Annotated in this window: 12 protein-coding genes and 3 pseudogenes; 5 read left to right on the plus strand and 10 right to left on the minus strand. The window is 71.0% G+C overall.

Annotation, left to right across the window (positions count from 1 at the left end; genetic code table 11):
• The 3 genes from ACFV7R_RS08105 (at position 1) to ACFV7R_RS08115 (ending at position 3,452) form a co-directional block, all read left to right on the plus strand.
• On the plus strand, positions 1-1,011 hold the full coding sequence (locus tag ACFV7R_RS08105; protein WP_385261235.1) for a carbohydrate ABC transporter permease: 1,011 nt from the start codon (positions 1-3) through the stop codon (positions 1,009-1,011).
• An 11-nt stretch (positions 1,012-1,022) separates the two neighbouring features.
• Positions 1,023-1,925 (plus strand): carbohydrate ABC transporter permease, encoded by a 903-nt coding sequence (locus tag ACFV7R_RS08110; protein ID WP_385261238.1) that lies wholly within the window; start codon positions 1,023-1,025, stop codon positions 1,923-1,925.
• A 99-nt stretch (positions 1,926-2,024) separates the two neighbouring features.
• Complete coding sequence (locus ACFV7R_RS08115) at positions 2,025-3,452, plus strand: GH1 family beta-glucosidase (protein WP_385261241.1); 1,428 nt, start codon at positions 2,025-2,027, stop codon at positions 3,450-3,452.
• A gap of 323 nt (positions 3,453-3,775) precedes the next feature.
• On the opposite strand, the pseudogene ACFV7R_RS08120 reads toward ACFV7R_RS08115, so the two are convergent.
• The 7 genes and pseudogenes from ACFV7R_RS08120 to ACFV7R_RS08150 all read right to left on the minus strand — a co-directional run.
• A pseudogene (locus tag ACFV7R_RS08120) lies at positions 3,776-4,705 on the minus strand (serine hydrolase domain-containing protein); the annotation flags it as partial.
• A 33-nt stretch (positions 4,706-4,738) separates the two neighbouring features.
• Positions 4,739-6,172 (minus strand): annotated as a pseudogene (gene dnaK / locus ACFV7R_RS08125) (molecular chaperone DnaK); the annotation flags it as partial.
• Between the two features lie 321 nt (positions 6,173-6,493).
• A pseudogene (locus ACFV7R_RS08130) lies at positions 6,494-7,120 on the minus strand (caspase domain-containing protein); the annotation flags it as partial.
• Complete coding sequence (locus ACFV7R_RS08135; protein WP_385261244.1) at positions 7,107-7,499, minus strand: hypothetical protein; 393 nt, start codon at positions 7,497-7,499, stop codon at positions 7,107-7,109. The gene ACFV7R_RS08135 and the pseudogene ACFV7R_RS08130, both read right to left, overlap by 14 nt.
• Before the next feature lie 212 nt (positions 7,500-7,711).
• Positions 7,712-9,172, minus strand: coding sequence for a cellulose binding domain-containing protein (locus tag ACFV7R_RS08140; RefSeq protein WP_385261247.1), 1,461 nt, complete (start codon positions 9,170-9,172; stop codon positions 7,712-7,714).
• Positions 9,173-9,283: 111 nt separating this feature from the next.
• Positions 9,284-10,693, minus strand: a complete 1,410-nt coding sequence (locus ACFV7R_RS08145) for a sensor histidine kinase (protein ID WP_385261250.1) — start codon at positions 10,691-10,693, stop codon at positions 9,284-9,286.
• Entirely contained in the window at positions 10,690-11,394 is a 705-nt protein-coding gene (locus tag ACFV7R_RS08150) for a response regulator transcription factor (protein WP_129803825.1), read from the minus strand. Before ACFV7R_RS08150 ends, ACFV7R_RS08145 begins: the two co-directional genes overlap by 4 nt.
• Positions 11,395-11,522: 128 nt before the next feature.
• Here ACFV7R_RS08150 and ACFV7R_RS08155 point away from each other — a divergent pair, with 128 nt between their 5' ends.
• Positions 11,523-12,047: a hypothetical protein gene (locus ACFV7R_RS08155; RefSeq protein WP_385261253.1), complete on the plus strand. Its 525-nt coding sequence runs from the start codon at positions 11,523-11,525 to the stop codon at positions 12,045-12,047.
• 10 nt (positions 12,048-12,057) lie between these two features.
• Here ACFV7R_RS08155 and ACFV7R_RS08160 read toward each other — a convergent pair whose 3' ends face one another.
• Both ACFV7R_RS08160 and ACFV7R_RS08165 read right to left on the minus strand, forming a co-directional pair.
• Positions 12,058-12,927, minus strand: coding sequence for a spermidine synthase (locus ACFV7R_RS08160; RefSeq protein WP_385261256.1), 870 nt, complete (start codon positions 12,925-12,927; stop codon positions 12,058-12,060).
• A gap of 55 nt (positions 12,928-12,982) precedes the next feature.
• Positions 12,983-13,381 (minus strand): hypothetical protein, encoded by a 399-nt coding sequence (locus tag ACFV7R_RS08165; protein WP_385261414.1) that lies wholly within the window; start codon positions 13,379-13,381, stop codon positions 12,983-12,985.
• 297 nt (positions 13,382-13,678) lie between these two features.
• On the opposite strand from ACFV7R_RS08165, the gene ACFV7R_RS08170 reads away from it, so the two are divergent.
• Positions 13,679-15,118, plus strand: a complete 1,440-nt coding sequence (locus ACFV7R_RS08170; protein ID WP_385261258.1) for a hypothetical protein — start codon at positions 13,679-13,681, stop codon at positions 15,116-15,118.
• A gap of 156 nt (positions 15,119-15,274) precedes the next feature.
• Here ACFV7R_RS08170 and ACFV7R_RS08175 read toward each other — a convergent pair whose 3' ends face one another.
• Positions 15,275-15,868, minus strand: a complete 594-nt coding sequence (locus ACFV7R_RS08175) for a histidine phosphatase family protein (RefSeq protein ID WP_385261260.1) — start codon at positions 15,866-15,868, stop codon at positions 15,275-15,277.
• Between the last annotated feature and the right edge of the window lie 24 nt (positions 15,869-15,892).

A 15,892-nucleotide genomic window follows, 5' to 3' on the forward strand; every position in this document is an offset into this window, starting at 1 on the left:
ATGACCACTGGGCACGAAACCGCTGCCGCGCCCCCCGCCAAGGAGGGGGGCGCGGCCCCGGCCCGCCCGCCCGCGGGGCCCTCCGCCGACGAGCGCCGCCGCGCCCGGCTGTCCCGCCGCTGGCAGCGGGACATGCGCTGGAGCCCGTACGCCTTCGTCTCGCCGTTCTTCCTGCTGTTTCTCGCCTTCGGCCTGTTCCCGCTGATCTACACCGGCTGGGCCTCGCTGCACCAGGTGGAGCTGACCGCGCCCACCGACATGAGCTGGGTGGGCTTCCGCAACTACACGCGGATCTTCGACGACGACTTCTTCTGGAACGCGGCGAAGAACACGCTGACCATCGGGATCATCTCGACGGTCCCGCAGCTGCTGATGGCGATGGGCCTGGCGCACATCCTCAACTACAAGCTGCGTGCCTCGACCTTCTACCGGGTCGCGATGCTCGCCCCGTACGCGACGTCGATCGCCGCCGCCTCGCTCGTCTTCGTCCTGCTCTTCGGCCGTGACTACGGCATGATCAACTGGGCGCTGGGGGCCGTCGGGATCGACAACATCGACTGGCAGAACGACAAGTGGGCCTCGCAGATCGCGGTGTCGACCATCGTCATCTGGCGGTGGACGGGATACAACGCCCTGATCTACCTGGCGGCGATGCAGGCGATCCCGCAGGACCTGTACGAGTCCGCGGCCCTGGACGGGGCCAACCGCTGGCAGCAGTTCTTCCATGTGACGCTGCCGTCGCTGCGGCCGACGATCCTGTTCACGGTGGTCGTCTCGACCATCGGCGCCTCCCAACTCTTCGGCGAACCACTGCTGTTCGACGCCAACAAGGGCGCCTCCGGCGGAGCCCAGCACCAGTTCCAGACGCTCGGCCTGTATCTGTACGAGCAGGGCTGGGTCAACCAGCACCTGGGCCGCGCCTCCGCGATCGCCTGGACGATGTTCCTGATCCTCATCGTCATCGGGATCATCAACTACGTCATCTCGCGCCGGCTGCGCGCCAGTAGTTAGGAGAACCGGCCGTGACGACGACACTGACCCCGCCGACCCCGCCGGAACAGAAGCCGGGGCGCGTACGGCGCTCCAAAGCCGCCCGTGCCGGCGGCACCCTGCACGCCGGGCCGATCGCGTACCTCATTCTCGCCCTGTTCACCATCGGCTCGCTGTTCCCGCTGGTGTGGACGGCGATCGCCGCCTCGCGCGACAACCAGCGGCTGGCACAGAACCCGCCGCCGTTCTGGTTCGGCTCCGGCCTGTTCGACAAGCTCGAAATCGCCTGGACCGACGCCAACCTGGGCGAGGCTTTCATCAACACCACGTTCGTGGCGGGGGTTTCGGCGATCACCATCGTCATCCTGTCCACGATCGCCGGGTTCGCCTTCGCCAAGCTGCGCTTCAAGGGCCGCAACGCCATGATGCTGATCGTGATCGGCACGATGATGGTGCCGCCGCAGCTGAGCGTGATCCCGCTGTACATGATGGTCGCCAAGCTCGACTGGTCCGACCAGCTGCAGGCGGTGATCCTGCCCTCGCTGGTCAGCGCGTTCGGCGTGTTCTTCATGCGGCAGTACCTGATCCAGGCGCTGCCGGACGAACTGATCGAGGCGGCCCGGGTGGACGGCGCGAGCAGCTGGCGGGTGATCTGGCACATCGTGTTCCCGGCGGCACGCCCCGCGATGGCCGTGCTCGGCATGCTGATGTTCGTGCAGACGTGGAACGACTTCCTGTGGCCGTTCCTGGTCCTGACCCAGAACGGCAACCCGACCGTGCAGGTCGCGGTCGCGGGTCTGGGCCGCGGCTACACGCCCGACCAGTCCCTGATCATGGCGGGCGCGCTGCTCGGCACGCTGCCCCTGCTGGTGGTCTTCGCGATCTTCGGCAAGCAGATCGTCGGCGGCATCATGCAGGGCGCGGTCAAGGGCTGACCGCTTCTCCAGGGGGCCGGGTCACCGCCGCCTCGGCCCCTTTTCCTCCCCCTTCCCCCCTACCTGTCGGTCTCCACGACCCCCAATGGGAGCGCTTCCATGCCTGAGCCCCACACGCCGGTGTCCTTCCCTTCCGCCTTCCTCTGGGGCGCGGCCACCTCCGCCTACCAGATCGAGGGGGCGGTACGGGAGGACGGCCGCACCCCCTCGATCTGGGACACCTTCAGTCATACGCCCGGAAAGACGGCCGACGGCGACACCGGTGACATCGCTGTCGACCACTACCACCGCTTCCGCGACGACGTGGCGCTGATGGCCGAGCTCGGCCTGACCGCGTACCGCTTCTCGATCTCCTGGTCACGGGTGCAGCCGACGGGCCGGGGCCCGGCGGTGCAGGTGGGCCTGGACTTCTACCGCCGTCTGGTGGACGAGCTGCTGGCCCATGGCATCAAGCCGGCGGTCACCCTCTACCACTGGGACCTGCCGCAGGAACTGGAGGACGCGGGCGGCTGGCCGGAGCGTGACACCGCGTACCGGTTCGCCGAGTACGCGCAGATCGTCGGCGAGGCGCTGGGCGACCGGGTGGAGCAGTGGATCACGTTGAACGAGCCCTGGTGCAGCGCCTTCCTGGGCTACGGCTCCGGGGTGCACGCGCCGGGCCGTACGGAACCGGCGGCCTCGCTGCGCGCCGCCCATCATCTGAACCTGGCACACGGACTGGGCGCTTCGGCCCTGCGCTCGGTGATGCCGGCCCGCAACTCGGTGGCGATCAGCCTCAACTCCTCGGTGGTACGGCCGCTTTCGCAGGATCCGGCGGACCTGGCGGCGGTCCGGCGGATCGACGACCTGGCCAACGGTGTCTTCCACGGCCCGATCCTGCACGGCGCGTACCCGGAGACGCTGTTCGCGGCGACGGAGCTGGTGACCGACTGGTCGCACGTACAGGACGGCGACCTGGCCGCGATCAACCAGCCGCTCGACGCGCTGGGCCTCAACTACTACACGCCGACGCTTGTCTCGGCGGGGGACCCGGAGGTGACCGGCCCGCGCGCGGACGGCCACGGGGCGAGCGCGCACTCGCCGTGGCCGGGCGCGGACGACGTGATGTTCCATCAGTCGCCGGGTGAGCGCACGGAGATGGGCTGGACCATCGACCCGACCGGCCTGCACGAGCTGATCATGCGCTACACGCGGGAGGCACCGGGCCTGCCCCTGTACATCACCGAGAACGGCGCGGCATACGACGACAAGCCCGACCCCGAGGGTCGCGTCCATGACCCGGAGCGCATCGCGTATCTGCACGGCCACCTCTCGGAGGTCCGCCGCGCGATCACGGACGGCGCGGACGTACGCGGCTACTACCTGTGGTCCCTGATGGACAACTTCGAGTGGGCGTACGGCTACGGCAAGCGCTTCGGCGCGGTGTACGTCGACTACGCGACGCTGGAGCGGACGCCGAAGTCGAGCGCACGGTGGTATGCCCAGGCGGCGCGGACGGGGGTGCTGCCTCCGGTCGCGGAGGCCTAAACGGGGGGCGGGGCGCGGCACGTCGAGGGGGCGTGCCGCGCCCCGGCAGAGACGGGAACGTCGGGCGCGCCAGGTGTTCAGAACGCGAGCTGTGTCGCGAAGGCTCGCATCGTAGGAGCGGATCGCCATGTGCCAGAACGTTGCCGCGCGGGTCGCTGCCTCCTCGTAGTACAGGGTCCCAGCAGGCTGCTCGTGCGAACTCGTCCGGCAGAAGTCGTCGTTCAGCACCGGCGGCGAGGGCGAGGGCGTAGAGCCGGCGGCATCCACCCCACACCGCATCCACCTCCGCGAAGACGACGTCCCGCGAGCTTGCGGCACTCCGGCTACGGGACGAACGCCGGGATCTGCGAGGCACGCTTGGCCTGGGCGTTTCCGTTGCCGCACATCGCTTGCCGGTACAGCGTCGACAGCGCGTCGTCGATGGGGTGGTGCTGCGGGTTCCCCGAGGAGTCCAGCTTGTTCCACCTCATGAGGTTGATCGCGACGGATATCTGACGCTGGCCGTCGGCCCGGGTCAGGGACATCGTTCCGGCTCCCCAGACCGTGCCGTCGTGGCCCCAGAAGGTGCCGCAACCCGGGATGCTGACCTTGTGCAGTCCGAGGCCGTAGTCGATCGTCGTTCCGTCCAGGGCGCGGACCGGGAGCGTGCGCTGCATCTGCGCCAGCGACGCCTGGTTGACGATCTCGCCGGCAAGCAGCTTGCCGTAGAAACGGTTGAGGTCCTCCATGGTCGATACCAGTGCGGCCCCCGGCCCCACCCAGGACATGTTGTGGACGCTGTAGTCGCGCGGCGGGTCGATCAAGCCGTAGAAAGCCTCGTACATCCGCGAGTGCGGTCCCTTGATACGCGGCCCGGCCGGAAACCCGGTGTGCCGGAGCCCAGCACGCTCGATGACATTCCGGGTGATGTACTCCTCGGCCGTGGTGCCGGTCACCGGCTCCAGGAGTTGGCCGAGGAGCAGGTAATTGGTGTTGGAGTACACCCCTGTGGGGCCTCCGGGCTCGCCGGCGGGAGGCGCCGTGAGCCCCATCTCGATCAGCTCGGCCGAGCTGAACTGCCTGAACCGGTTGTCGTCCAGGCTCTCGGGCGACATGTCCGGCAGAGAAGGGAACCCCTGGAGGGACGGGAACGCGTAAGGGATGTAATCAGGGATGCCGCTGGTGTGGTTGAGCAGCATCCGAACCGTGATCTTCCTGCCGCGCTCTCCCGGCACCAGCTGCGGCAGATAGCCGCCGATCGGCGCATCGAGCCCCGTCCCGCACCGGGATCAGTGGTGCTGGATGTGCTGGACCTTTCCGGTGGCCAAGTCCTTCGCCGACACGTGGACCGCGTTGTCGGCGTCGATCTCGAAGGTGACCTCGATCTGTGGCACGCCTCGCGGGGCCGGTGCCAGACCCGTCAGCTCGAACGTGCCGACCCTCTCGTTGTGGGCCGTCATCTCGTGCTCGCCCCGGAAGACCTGGATCATGATGGATGTCTGGTTGTCGTCGGCCGTGGTGAAGATCTCCGAACGCTTCGTCGGGATCGGGGTGTTCTTCTCGATCAGCTTGGTCATGACGCCGCCCTTGGTCTCGATGCCGAGGGACTGCGGGGCCACGTCGAACACCAGGGCCTCGGAGACTTCCCCATGGAGGTACGCCGCCTGGAGTGCGGCGCCGACCGCGACGACCTCATCCGGGTTCACGCCCCGCTTGGTCCGCGTGCCGCCGGTCAGCCCGTTCACCAGCTCGGCGACTGCGGGCATCCGGGTGGCGCCGCCGACGAGTACGACGTGGCCGATGCGGGAGGCGTCGAGTCCCGCATCCTGGAGGACGGTGTGGACCGGCGTGCGGCAGCGGTGCAGCAGGTGGGCCGTCATCCGCTGGAACTGGGCGCGGGTGAGCGTGTCGTCGAGGTGGAGGGGACCCTCGCGGGAGGCGGTGATGTAGGGCAGGCTGATCGAGGTCTCGGTGGCGGAGGACAGCTCGATCTTGGCCTTCTCGGCGGCCTCACGCAGACGCTGCATGGCCATCTTGTCCTTGCTGAGGTCCACGCCGTGGCCGTAGTGGAACCGCTGGACCAGGTGGTCGACGATGCACTGGTCCCAGTCCTCACCCCCGAGATGGGTGTCCCCGTTGGTGGCCTTCACCTCGACGATGCCGTCGCCGATCTCCAGCACCGACACGTCGAAGGTGCCGCCGCCGAGGCTGAAGACGAGGACCATCCGGTGATCCGCATCCTCCTCCAGGCCGTACGCGAGGGCGGCCGCGGTGGGTTCGTTGACGATCCGCAGGACGTTCAGGCCGGCCATTTCACCGGCTTCCTTGACCGCCTGGCGCTCGGTGTCGCCGTAGTAGGCGGGGACGGTGAGGACGGCGCCGGTCACCTGCTCGCCCAGGTAGGCCTCGGCGTCCCGCTTCAGCTTCTGCAGGACGAGGGCGGCGATCTGCGGTGCGCCGTACTCCCTGCCGTCGACCGTGAACGTCCAGTCGGTGCCCAGGTGTTGCTTGACGGAGCGGACGGTCAGGTCCGGGTTGGTGACCGCCTGGCGCTTGGCGACCTCGCCGACGAGCAGGTCGCCGCTCTTGGCGAAGGCGACGACGGACGGCGTGGTCCTGGAGCCCTCGGCGTTGGCGATGACGGTGGGCTCGCCGCCCTCCAGGGCGCAGATGACGGAGTTGGTGGTGCCGAAGTCGATGCCGACGGCCCGGCCGACGGGGGTGGGTGCGCTGGTGGCCATCGGGGACCGCTGTCCCCAGTAGACCACGCTCGCCCATGCGCTGCGCACGTTCGGCGAGTCGGCACCGTAGAGCCTCGTGAGCAGCCGGTGGATCTCCGAGTACCGCTGCACCGCCCCCACCGGGTCCCCGGCGTGTCCGAGCTGCTCGGCGTCGTCGACGAGCAGCCGGCCCGCGTGGGCCTCCTCCCGGGGGCCTGCGTCGGTGGGCGCGCGGAAGCCCAGATTGTGGGCCAGGACCAGGTCCTCGACGGTGTCCGTGCCCTGCCGGCGCGGCTCCGGCAGGCCCCGGCTGATCAGCCCCCGGTACAGGGACCGGTAGACGTGATCCAGCGTCAACAGCTCCGGCGCGCGCGGATCGCCCTCCCGCAGCAGCTTCAGCAACTGCCCCGTGAAGGCGGTGTTCCGCTCCCCGCTCGGCGCGAGCGCGGTCACTCCGCTCGCGGTCGCGGTGAGGGTGTACGAGCCGGTGATCTGCGTCTGGTCCAGCACGACGTCGTCGGATGCCTGCACATCGATGGCGCGTCCCGAGTAGCAGCAGTCGAGGATGACGACGCGGTTGCGGGCGGGACTGTCGGTGACGACCTCGCGCACCCCGTCGAAGGGCATGGCCGTGTACCGCAGCAGGTCGCGGCGGGTCTCGGAGAGCCCCAGGTACAGGTTGCCGCGGCTGTCGAGGAGTCCGTGCCCGGCGAAGTAGACGAGCAGGAGGTCCTCGGCCTGCGGCGCGATCTCGGCGAGCCGTCGGGCCACGTCCTCCGCGCGGGCGGGGTCGCGGATGACCGTGCAGTTCTCCTCCGTGAACCAGCCGTGGGCGGGCTCACGGAGCGCGCTCACCAGGTCGGTGAGGTTGTTCAGTACGGAGGGCAGGTCCTGCAGGGAGCGATCGGCGGAGTAGGTGGCCGTGCCGACGAGCACGACACGCGATCTGGCGCTGTCAGGGCGTCTCATCGGGGCCCGCGGTCTGCTCGTCCGGCCCCAGGAAGTCGAGGAGTTGAGCGACCAGCGCGTCGTCCGAGGTGGCGCGCTGCACGCTGACCTCGAAGCTCTCCCCGTTCGACTTTTCCACTTTCAGGGTCACGTCCCGCGTGCGGTGCTTGACCCACTCGACGGCCGCCCGCGCGAGCACGGTGACGGCCCCGCCGGTCGAGAGCGCGACCACGAGGGCCTCGACCAGCCCACCGCTCATCTCGTCACGCCCCGGCTCGCCCTGCTCCAGCCGGATCCGCCCGCGCAGCTCCCGCTCATGGCGGAGCCACTCGGCCAGCTCGCCGAGCTGTGCAGCCGCCACCCCCTTGTCGGAATTGTCGATGAGCAGTTTGGACTCCAACTTCGCCCCCTGAGCCAAGAGTTGCTACGACGGCACCTTACGAGAGCATCGTCTGACGTCGCGCAAAAAGCGTAAAGACGGTGCCGATCACGCACTCATGCCCATCCAGGCTCTTCACAACGCCGTCGGCCCGGAACGCACGCGCCCCGGCCGGATGGGGGAAGACCGGCCGGGGCGCGCTCCCCGTAGCTCGAAGTGGACCAGAGTGCGGCTCAGTTGTAGGACGCGAACGCCTTCGTGAAGGCGAACTCCGCCTGGTCGATGGAGCTGCAGGTGGCGTCGGCCGAGGGCTTCGGGCCGCCCGGGCAGGCCTTGTCGCGGGTGGAGGACCACATGGAGAGCCAGGCGAGGCCCTTGGACTTGGCGAAGTTGACCAGTTGGGTGGCGTCGTCGGGTTTGAAGATCTCGGTCGTGACGTCGTTGACGCCGATCATGGGGGTGACGGCCACCGTCTTCCAGGCCGCGCTGTCCGACAGGCCCAGCACGCTCTTGATCTGGGCCTGGGTGGCGGTGGCGGCCTGTTCGGCGTACGTGCCCATGTCGCCGCTGTACGCCGGACCGTAGTCCATCGCCATGATGTTGACCGTGTTGATCGCGACGCCGTTCTGCTTCGCGTTCGACAGGAGGTTCACGCCGTCCTGGGTCAGGCCCTCGGGCATCACCGGGAGTGTGAAGGAGACGTCCAGGTTCGGGTGCTGTTGCTGGAGCTTGGCTATCGCCTGGGCGCGGCGGGTGTTGGCGGCCGCGTTCGGCAGTGCGCCGCCCTCCACGTCGAAGTCGACCTTGGTCAGCTTGTACGCGTCCACGACCTTGCCGTACGCCGCAGCCAGCGCGTCCGCCGACGAGCACGCCGTGGCCAGTTCGGTGCCGGCGGCTCCGCCGAAGGAGACCCGCACGTCGCCGCCCTTGGCGCGCAGCGCGCCGAGCTGCCCGGCCACCGCGTCGCTCGCCAGGTCGGTGACGCCGCCCCACTTCGGGGTGCAGCCGCCGCCGTCCGTGATGAAGGCGAGGTTGTACTCCTTCACGCCGGTGGCGTCGGCGGCGGCGACCAGGTCGAACGCGGGGTGGAGGGAGGTGTCGACGTACGGGGCGAAGCCGGCGCCGGCGGTCGTGCCGTTGCCAGTGCTCTCCGACGGGGATGCGGTGGGGGTGGGCGTCTTGGTCGGGGTGGCGGTCTGCGTCGGGGTGGGGGCCGCCGTCGGGGTCGGGGAGTCGGTGGGGCGGCCGGTCGGCTCGGGGGTGGCGGCCTCGTCCGCGGAGCACTTCGCGCCGTCGATGAGGCAGCCGGTCGGGTCGGCGGAGCCGTTGACGACAAACCCGACGGTGACCGACTCACCGGCGGCCAGGCCGTCCTTGTCCCAGGCCGGCGGCCGCACGGTGACGCGCTGCCCGCTCACGCTCGACTCGCCGTTCCACAGGGAGCTGAGCTTCGCACCGGAGGGCAGGTTGAACGTCAGTGCCCAGTCGGCCTTCGCTTCGCCGCTGTTGTTGGTGACGACGTACTGCGCCGTGTATCCCGTCGACCAGTCGCTGGTTCTGGTGTACGCGGCGCCGACCCCGGCCGCCTGCGCGGTGCCGGTGAACAGGACGGCCCCGCCTGCGACGGCGGACGCGGCGACCACCGCACCGATCGCCTTGCTCCTGCCACTGATCCTGCGCCGGTGCGTGCTCATCGCGTGCCTGCCTTTGCTGTTCACGGAGGGGGTGGGTGCGGCAGCACGCTAGCGAGCCGGAATCGGGCAAACGGCCTGATCCGGACGGGGGTTGGCGATCTTAGGGTCCGCTTAAGGAAGGGATCGGGGACGGTTAAAGACGGAGCGCGATCCGCCCCGTCGGCGGCGTCTGACGGACCCCCGGTGACCGCGCCGGAGGGGCGCCGGCTCGCGCCCGTCCAGCTGGATCCAGATCCGCACCTCCGTGCCGCCGAGCACCGACGACCCGATGCGTACGTCGCCGCCGGTCGACTCCGCGAGCCGGCGCACGATGTCCAGCCCGAGTCCGGTCGAGCCGTCACTGCCGGAGCCCCGGCCGCGCGCCATCGCCGCCTCGGGGTCGGGTATGCCGGGCCCCGCGTCGGACACGAGCACGATCACCGCGTCCTCGCCGTTGTGCACGTCGACCGCGAAGGCGGTGCCCTCCGGGGTGTGCCGGAAGACGTTGCCGAGCAGCGCGTCGAGCGCGGCGGCCAGGTCGGCGCGGGCCACGGGTATCCGCACCGGCCGGTCGACGCCGGCCATGCGCACCTTGCGGCCCTCGTCCTCGGCCAGCGCCGACCAGAACTCCATGCGCTCCCGCACGACCTCGGCCGCATCGCATCCGGCGCCCGGACCGGCCGCCGCGGTCTGCGGCTTGGCATCGCGGGCGGTCCGGATGATGGTGTCGACCTCCCGCTCCAGTTGGGCCACCGCGGCCCTGGTCTGCTCGGCGGCCGGTCCGTCGCCGAGGGAGGCCGCGTTCAGCCGCAGCACGGTCAGCGGGGTCCGCAGCCGGTGGGACAGGTCGGCCGCCAACTCACGCTCGTTGGAGAGAAGTTGGACGACCTGGTCCGCCATCGAATTGAACGCCGCGGCTGCCAGCCGCAGTTCTCTCGGCCCCGCCTCGGGCACCCGGGCGCCCAGCTTGCCCTCGCCCAGCTCGTGCGCGCCCTCGGCCAGGCGTTGCGCCGGCTGCACCATCCGTGCACCCAGCCGGTCGGCGACCGCGACCGAGCCGACGATCAGCGCGAGACCGACTCCGGCCAGCACCGCCCAGGCCGTGCCCACGCCCTTGGCGACCGCGGCGTCGGGGATGAACACCTCGACGACGGCGATCTGACCGGAGCTCAACGCGACCGGCTGGAGCAGGGCCGAGCCGTCGGGCACCTCGGCGGTGGAGGCGCGCCCCGTCTCCCGGGTGGCCGCCACGTCCGCGTCGGCGGCGCGCTGCCGCCCGATCTCCACGGCGTCCGTGCCGTCGCCGCCCGGTATGTGCACGGCCATCCCGGCGTCGGAGCCCGCGGAGGCGACGACCCGTTCGAGCTGGGCACGGTCGGTGGTGATGGACAGCGCGGGGGCGATCTCCGCGGCGTTCCGCTCGGCGTCGGAGAAAGCGCGGTCACGGGCCATCTCCTTGATGACCAGCCCGAGGGGCACCGCGAAGGCGACCACGACCATGGCGGTGACGGCGAGCGAGACCTTGACCAGGGCCCACCTCATGGCTGCGCCTCCGCTCCCGGTGGCTCCAGCTTCACCCCGACGCCCCGCAGGGTGTGCAGATAGCGCGGCCGCGCCGCCGTCTCGCCCAGCTTGCGGCGCAGCCAGGACAGATGGACGTCGATGGTCTGGTCGTCGCCGTACGACTGCTGCCACACCTCGGCGAGCAGCTCCCGGCGCGGGACGACGACGCCGGGCCGCCCGGCCAGGAAGGCCAGCAGGTCGAACTCGCGCCGGGTGAGGTCCAGTCGTACGCCGTCCAGTTCGGCCTGGCGGCGCAGCGGATCCACCGTCAGTCCGCCGACCCGCAGCACCGGTGAGGGCGGGGCCTCGCCGGCGGCGGCGCGGGAGCGGCGCAGCACGGCGGCGATCCGGGCGGACAGGTGCTCGACGGAGAACGGCTTGGTCAGATAGTCGTCCGCGCCGGCGTTCAACAGCCGGACGATCTCCGTCTCGTCGTCCCGTGCGGTGGCGATGATCACCGGTACGTCCGTGATGCCGCGCAGCATCTTCAACGCCTCGGACCCGTCCAGGTCGGGCAGTCCGAGGTCGAGGATGACCACGTCGAAGCGGAAATGGGCGACCTCGCGCAGCGCCTCCAGTGCCGTACCGACGCTGCGCACGGTGTGCGAGGCGTCGGTCAGATGCCGGATGAGCGCCGAGCGTACGAACTGGTCGTCCTCGACCACGAGCACACTTGCCATGCGCCGCACCGTACGCCATGCGGGAGAGAGCGGTCCGGCGCCTGTGGACAACTCCGACCTGTGGAAAACTCCACACCGTTCGTGACCGGTGGGACGCCCGTGACCCGCGTGAGGCAGTATGGCCCGCGATGCTCAGAGGAGTCGTACACGTACTGGCCTGGTCGCTCGCCACGGGCGCGGCGACCACGCTGTCGTGGTGGGGTGTCCACACGGTGATGGCGGACACCGCGTACGACCCCCCGCGCGCCCTCCCGGTCACCGCGGCCGACCCGACCGCGCCCGAGCCGCGGTCCACGTCGGCGAGCACACGCCGGCCGAAGCCGTCGCCGAGCGCGACCCCGTCGGCCACCCGCAAGCCGGCCCCGACACCGTCCGCCACCCCGACCGCCGGGGACGCGAGCCCCACCCCCACGGCCGCCGCCTCCACCTCGGGAGAGGTCAAGAGCTACGCCACCGAAGGCGGCCGGGTCGTCTTCGATCTCGGCAAGAGCTCCGCGACGCTGGTGTCGGCCACCCCGGACGCCGGCTGGTCGATGCAGGTGTGGAAGACGGAGACGTGGATCCGGGTGGAGTTCGGTGCGGGCGCCGAGCGGGTGTCGGTGTTCTGCACCTGGCACGACGGTCCGCCTCGGGTGGAGATCGGCACCTACTAGCGCTGCTGGCTCAGCGGAACACCGACGCCGGTGGTGCGGGGGACGCGACCGCTGCCGCGTCCGTGACCGGTACGGCGCCGCCCGTGAAGTCGGTGAGTGTGCGGCCGTGCTCGACCCGGGCGGGGTGCGGGTCGGAGGCGGCGCGGCGGGTCAGTTCGGCGAGCGGGAGCGGATGGTCGGAGGCGACGAGGACCGCGTTGCCGAAACGCTTGCCGCGCAGTACGGCCGGGTCGGCGACCAGCGCGAGTTCGGCGAAACGGGCGGCCGCGGTGGCTATCTGGCCGCGCAGGTGGGCGAGGGGCGGCCCGTCGGCGAGGTTGGCGGCGTACAGCCCGCCGGGCCTGAGCGCCCTGCGCACCTCGTCGAGGAACTCCGTCGAGGTCAGATGGGCGGGCGTACGGGCCCCGCTGAACACATCGGCGACCACGAGGTCGGCCCAGCCGTCCGGCACCTTGCCGAGGCCTTCGCGGGCGTCCGTGGACCGCACCCGGATGCGGGCGTTCGGCGCCAACGGCAGCTCACGGCGGACCAGTTGGACAAGGGGCGCGTCCCGCTCGACGACCTGCTGGGTGGAGCGGGGGCGGGTGGCGGCCACGTAGCGGGCGAGGGTGAGGGCGCCGCCTCCGAGGTGCACGGCCTGAAGGGGTTTGCCGGGCGGGGCGGCGAGGTCGACGACATGGCCGAGGCGCCGCTGGTACTCGAAGGACAGATACACCGGATCGTCGAGATCGACGTGCGACTGCGGCGCCCCGTCGATCAGCAGTGTCCAGGCCCGTGCCCGGTCCCGGTCGGGGATCAGCTGAGCGAGTCCACCGTCGACGGTCTCGGCGACGGCTGCGACGGCGGCCTGCGCTCCGCGAGCCTTCCTGGACTTTCCCATTCGGCCATTTTCGCAAGCCGCGAGCGGCCGCGCCCGCCCGGCCGGCCGGCGCACGTCAGCGACAGTTGTCCGCCGCCTCGATCATCCGCGCCGCCTCGCCCAGCGCCCGCCTCAGCACCGCCGGATCCGTCGCCAGTTCCGCCTCGTCCGGGGGCAGCAGCCACTCCGAACCGGCGGCCTCCGCCTCGCCGGCCGGCGGCTCGGGGGCCAGGCTCAGACCGCGCCCGTTGGTCTGCGTACACGTACTGCCCGGGACGTCCCACGCCGCCGCCGTCCCTGCCGGCACCACGAAGCCGAGGGTGTCGCCGCTGTCGTCGTGCAGGACGGGCCCGACGGCCTCGGCCTCGCCGCGCCGGAGAATGTCGACCGCCTCCAGCCCCTGCCGGGCGGGTACCGTCACAAGATCGCATGCGGGCAGCGGCGTACGAGGATCGATGCTCCGGCTGGTCTCCATCCCGGCCTCCACCACGGAATCCTCCTTGGGCGAGCAGGTCGGGAGTCGGGCGGCTCCCGGTCCACAGGGTTCAACGCCGTGGCGGCGTCAACGGCTACGGCGGAAGTGTGCCGCAAAGGATGGCAGTTCATGGCAGATCACGTATGAGATATCCGGTTTGTAGCTAAACACTGCGTGCCGGACCCGTCACAGCAGGTACGTTCTTGCCCGCCGGAAATCAGGGCACCACAGTGACCACTCGAGTCAACTAGACCCCGATCCGGCATGGTTCGACGGTTCGCACGAGAGGACCCGGCCATGGCGTCGTCAACGGTGACCTCGTCCCAGCCCAACCGGCCACCGCGGCCGAACCTCGCCTTCCGGCGTCTGCGCGGCAAGCGCTCGCCCGCCGAGTTCGCCGCGGCGGTCCGTCGGGCCGCCCGGGAGATCGGCGAGCAGGTCAGCTGTGACGCGCGCTACATCGGCCGGGTGGAGGCGGGCGAGATCCGCTGCCCCAACTACGCCTACGAGCGGGTGTTCCTGCACATGTTCCCCGGACACACGCTCACCGACCTGGGGTTCGCGCCCCGCGCCTCCGTACGCGGACGCGGCGCGCGCACCGCCGCCGACCCGCCCCCCATGCCCACCCCGAGCTCCGCGCCCACCACTGAGGCGCGCGGGGCCCATGAGCCGTATGACACGCAGGACCCGTACGACACGCACATCAACTACGAGGAGAGCGACGTGCTGCGTCGCGCATTCATGACCGGCGGCGGCGCCACGGTTGCCGCCGCCTCACTGGGCCCCTTGGGGCTCGCCTTCGACGCGTCGGCCGCGGAGCGCCCCGTGCGCCGGGTCGGGGCGAGCGAGGTGGGCGCCCTCGAAGAGGCCGTCCGCAGGATCCGGCTGCTCGACGACCGGCACGGCGCCGACGGCCTCTACCGGCGCGCGGCGGCACCGCTGCGCGCCGCGTACGCGCTGCTGGACGCCGGCGCCACGCGGCAGGCGACCGCCGACCGCTTGCACTCGGGCGCCGGTGAACTGGCGATCTCCGTGGGCTGGCTGGCGCACGACTCGGGTCGGTTCGACGACGCGCGTTCGCATTACGCGGAGGCGCTCGCGACCGCCCGGATGACCGGAGACCCGGGACTGGAGGCGCACGCCTTCTGCAACACGGCGTTCCTCGCGCGGGACGCCGGGCGCCCCCGCGAGGCGGTGCGCGCGGCGCAGGCCGCGCAGCGCATCGCGCGCCCGCTGGGCTCCGACCGGCTGATGTCGCTGCTCGCGCTGCGCGAGGCGGGCGGCTGGGCGGGGCTCGCCGACCGCACCGGCTGCGCACAGGCGCTCACCCGCGCGCATGCCCTCTACGAGCGGGGCGCCTCGGACGCCGACCCCGAGTGGATGAGCTTCTACGGCGAGGCCGAACTGGAGGCGCTGGAGGCGCAGTGCTGGTCGACGCTGGGCGACTGGCCGCGGGCGGCGCGGCATGCGCGGCGGGCGGCGCATCTGCAGGATCCGCACTTCAGCAGGAACATCGCGTTGTACACGGCGGAGCTTGCGGACGATCTCGCGCGCGGGGGGCGGCCGGATGAGGCGGCTGTTGCGGGGATGCAGGTGCTGGATCTGCTGGACGAGGTTCAGTCGTCGCGGATTCAGGCGATGTTGGCGGGGACGGCGCGGGTGTTGCTGCCGCATCGGCGGGCTTCGGGGGTGGGGGATTTCTTGGAGCGGCATGCTTCTTTGCCGCGGTCGGTTTGAGCGGGCGTCTGGGCTGGGCGGGGTTAGCGGGGTGCTCGGCGTTGTCGCTGGGGTGGGGTGGGCTGCGCTGCCCGGCGTTGCGGGGTGCCGCTGCGCCCACCCGTGCCGCCCCAGCGGCACGACTGCCCGCAGCTACGGCGGCGGGGCTGCCCGCAGCTACGCCAGGTGGCCGTAGTCGTTCCAGGTTTCGATTGCCGGTTCGCCGTAGGCCCAGCCCAGGATCGACAGTGACGTGGGGTTCAGGCGTATGCGGGCTGCGAAGTCGAGGGGGAGGCTCAGCCAACGGGCGGCGATCGAGCGGAGGATGTGGCCGTGGGCGAAGAGCAGGACGTCGCGGTCCTGTGAGCGCGCCCAGGTGACGACCTCGTCCGCGCGGGCGGTCACCTCGGCCAGGGTCTCGCCCTCGGGCACACCGTCGCGCCAGATCAGCCAGCCGGGGCGGACGGCCTGGATGTCGGCCGGGGTCATGCCCTCGTAGGCGCCGTAGTCCCACTCCATGAGCGTGTCCCAGGTACGCGCGCGTGCGCCGAAACCGGCGAGTTCGCAGGTCTCACGCGCGCGTGCCAGCGGACTGGTGCGGACCTCGACGCCGGGGAGCCCGTCGTACGGCGCCTGGTGCAGTCGCTCGCCCAGCAGCTTCGCGCCGCGCCGCCCCTCGTCGAGCAGGGGGACGTCGGTCCTGCCGGTGTGTTTGCCGGACAGCGACCACTGCGTCTGTCCGTGCCGGGCCAGCAGGATGCGCGGTGCCATGAGAGGACGGGACCTTTCCGGGAG

It is taken from the genome of Streptomyces sp. NPDC059866 (genome assembly GCF_042731325.1).
Lineage (GTDB): Bacteria > Actinomycetota > Actinomycetes > Streptomycetales > Streptomycetaceae > Streptomyces > Streptomyces flavusporus.